This window comes from Vibrio frigidus, assembly GCF_042465995.1.
Taxonomy (GTDB): domain Bacteria; phylum Pseudomonadota; class Gammaproteobacteria; order Enterobacterales; family Vibrionaceae; genus Vibrio.
Map to the genome: position 1 here is coordinate 1 of NZ_JBCDMC010000029.1, position 4,157 is coordinate 4,157.

At 48.2% G+C, this 4,157-nt stretch carries 1 protein-coding gene; it reads right to left on the reverse strand.

All coding sequences use genetic code 11. The features are described from left to right. Positions 1 to 4,157, reverse strand: a 4,157-nt coding sequence (locus AACW90_RS22820) for a hypothetical protein (RefSeq protein WP_390239349.1), incomplete at both ends; no start/stop codon positions are given.

Below are 4,157 nucleotides of genomic sequence, written 5' to 3' on the forward strand. Positions count from 1 at the left end.
GTGCGAAACGGAATAAACGCCTCGTCTTTGTCTTTTATCCACTGCGCAAATTCCTGACGACCGTCATAGGCGGTGTGTTGCTCAAACTCGCCCCAGTTTTTGCTGTGCGTCATGCTACGCTTAGTCGATACCCGCCGGCCTCGGCTGTCATACCCGTAACGCACCTTGGTGTTGTCCCATTTATCGAAACCGGTTAACTGGCCTAACGCGTTAAACTGATAATCGAAGGTGTAACCATAAGCATGCTCGTTGGTCTGGTTGCCATTATCATCATGGTCAACGTCATACCAAAGGTAGTAGTTGCCACGGTACCCCGTGAGCTGGTTGGCGTTGTCATACTCGTATTTGTATTCCAACCCCTTGGCTTTTTTATTCACCAGGTTGCCGTTTTTGTCCCATTGATAGAAGTTATCGTAATGCAAAGGATAATCAGCTTTGATAACCCGGTTCAGTTGGTCGTATTCAAAATAGGCCCACTGATCGTAATACGCTTCTTTGGTTTTTCGATTCTCGGCAATCAAATTCCCCGCCGCGTCGTAACGATACGCAAACAGCTCAACGGTATTCCAACTATTCTCCCAACGATAGGTATACCATTGCTGCTCTACCTTTATCGATGTGACGCGACCTTCGCTGTCATAGCCTATCCAGCGACGGCTGTTATTGGGGTAATCGACCTTAATGATCTGGTCATTGTTGTCATAACTGAGCGAAAAGACGAGATCTTCGTCATCCTCACTCGTGCGTATTATCGACGTAATGCGGCCCTTGCTGTCGTGCTTATAATGCACGGTCTGGTTGTTACCCAACTGGCCTTGTATGCGGCGTCCATTGTCATCAAAGGCATACGTAAAGCGCTCATCAAGTGTTTTATTGTGGCTTTGGGTTAACTGGCTATCGGCGTCATAAATATAGCTTTCCTTAAGGTAAGGGTTATCCACATGACTTAACCTACCCACCGCGTCGTAGCCCCAACGATTGGTTTGCGTGTCGCCAAGATAATCAAACTGCTCTGAGGTTTTACGACCCAAAGCATCATAACCATAGCGAATATCGGTGTCCGATTCAGGTTGGTATTGGGTGGTTAGTTGGCCTAACTGGTTGTATTGATATTGCCATTGATGCCCATTTTGATTGGTGTATTGGGTCAGACGGGCGCGTTCATCATAACCGAAGGTTTGTACGCCCCCCATGGGCTCGGTCACCTGCGTTAACTTGTCTGCCGCATTCCATTGGTATTGTATGGTGCTGTCCAGTGGCTGATTAACTTCAGTGATATTGCCAAAGGCGTTGTATTGGTAACCCGTTTGGTGACCAAGGGCGTCGGTGTATTGGCTAATCTGATCTCGGTAGTTATACGCCCACTGCTCGGACGCGGCTTGACTGTTTTTGCGCTCGATGAGCCGACCTGACGCATCGTAATAAAATTGGGTCGTATTTTTTAGCGGATCGGTCACGCTGCTCAACTCACCAAACGCGGTATAAGTCTGCTCGGTTTTATTGCCTAAGGAGTCGGTAATTGCCGTCACTCGGCCAGCATTATCATGGCTATAACGTGTCATGCTCTTGCTGGGATCGGTTTGGGCTTTTACCCAACCCAGAGCATTATGTTGCCAACGTGTCGCATGGCCAAGTGGGGTAATATACGCAGTGCGATTGCCCATCATGTCGTACTGGTAACGGCTCGCGGCGTTGCATCCGGCATCACCGGCCACAGGGTCGCAGAATTCAACCAATTGATTGTCGGCGTTATAACGGTAACGCCACTCTTCATCAGCTCGGTCGATAAAACTGACGAGATTGTCGTTGGCATCATACTGCCAACGTTCACTTAACTGTTGAGGGTAGTTCGCTTCTATCTTGCGACCAGCAGAATCGTAACGGATTTGCACTTCACTGCCATCGGCGTAGGTGATAGCGGTGATATGACCAGCGGCATCGTAGCGATATTGATTGCCATTACCCACTTCATGGTGAGGCAACTGTTCGTGGGTTAATCGACCCTCGCTGTCGTACTGATAATAGGTATGCCGAGTGGGACTTGAATCATCCTCGGGTGATTGGGATAACTGAGCTAATTGACCCACTTTATTGTAGCGGCGAGTGATTGTGCTGCCATCAGGGTTGACGGTTTTGTTCAGTAGCCCTTGTTGATTGTAATCAAACCGCCACACCTGCGCCAAACGGTCTTGATACTGTATCAAGCGTCCCATTAAGTCGTAGGTTTTTTTGTTCTCTCTTTTGCCGCCTCGAAGGCCGATGTTTAATGTGTCGGTTTGAGTTTCGAGCACATCTAATCGGTCAGCATACTGGGTGTATCGCCATGTGGTTTCCAGGCCACGGCTGTCAACGCGCGTGTTCATTCGACCAATGGCGTCAAAACTTTGAGTCTGCATGGCCCCAACAGAATTCGCCTGTTTTATTGGCTCGCCAAAGGCATTGTAGTGCGACGTTACTTCTCCACCGAGCGCATTCGTTGTCGAGAGCCGCTTGCCCCGCCAGTCCAGTTGATGCCGTTGTCGGCTCTCGGTGCTATTAGCAATGGAAACGGCAAGTAACTGACCCGATGGGTTGGGTGTGATGTATATGAGATTGCCATTGGCATCGGTTTTTTCAACGATATGCCCTAATGCATTGCGCTCAAACGAGATGTCACTATTACGGGCATGATCGGAGATCTGAATCAAACGCCCAGCGCCGTCGTAAAAATACGTTTGCGTATTACCCAATAGATCGGTTTGTTGTTTTAACTGGCTGTTGTCGTAATAATCAAATTGGCTGACATCGCCTTGGCTGGTGATCTCTGACTGTTTTCGTCCGGCTTCGTCGTAGCTAAATCGCTTAACGACCTCGGTACCTTTAATAGAAGAACGGACCAATCGGTTTCGTTCATCGTATTGGTATTGCCACACGATGTCACCGGGCTGAGTCACCTCTACAAGGTTATTTTCCACATCGTATTGATAACCAGTGTGGTACTCAATGGTTTCTCCTAACGCATTGGCGGCAGGCATCACAATGCGCTTACTCGCCACGTTGTTCATCGCGGTGTAGGTATAGAACGTCTCTACACCTGAAAAATCTTTGTTGTAGGTGAGTAAGCCATTGGGATTGTACTCAAGCAAAGCCACGCGATTCAGTGGGTCGATTATCTTGGTCGGTTTGTCGAGCTGGCGACCGTCTTTCGCCGTATAAAAATACTGCGTAAGACGCCATTGTGATTCTGGGGTATTTTCCGAGCCGATGTTAATCCAGTTTACCCGCCCGATAGCATCATGACTGAGCCGCTGAATGGTTTCATCACCACTAGGGGTGTCGTCGTTAAACTGCGTGATTTGTGTAGGGTACCCGTTGTCGTCGTATTGATACTCTGCGGTATTACCTGATTCGTCGGTTCGAGAGACCATCAACTGGCCTTGCCACGTTTGTGAAACCATTGAACCGTCTGCTTTCTCAATGCTGTTTACTTTTCCAAACGCGTTATAACTATGCTCTGTACTCTCCCCTGCACCGTCGGTCAGTGTCACAGTTCGGCCAAGTGTGTCACGTTCAAGTACTGTGCGGTTGCCTTCCCCATCAGTAATAGAAAGCCGTTCTCCATTGACGTTGTAACTATAACGGGTGATATCCCCTACCTCGTTTTGCGTACTAAGCAGGTTGCCTTTTGTGTCGTATATATGGTTGATTTCGCTGCCATCACTGTCGTGAATGACTGAAATAACCTTATTGTTGCCATCGTACTGGTAGCGCGTCTTTGACCCATTGCGGTGGGTCATGACCGTTTCATCATTTAGAAAGTCATATTGATAACCAAATTTGTTACCTGCGGCATCGGTTTGAGTCGCCACCACCGCTTTTCCGCCTTGCTGTTGGTAGCCATATAACCAACTGTTTTTTTGCCCGTCTGTTTTTGATGTAATGGCGAGCGGCTCACTGGCGTAAGCATAAAGATACGACTGCTTTTTGCCATCAAATTGAACCACCGCCTTTAGCTGATTGTTTTCATAACGATATTGTGTGGTTCGCCCTACGCCATCTTTAATACTGACAAGGCGAGATCCTGAATAACCCAAGGTGAGCGTGCGACCCAATTCCGTGGTCATGGTGACGGGTTTATAGTGTGCGTTATAGTGAAGTGAAATGAATTGACCTAGATT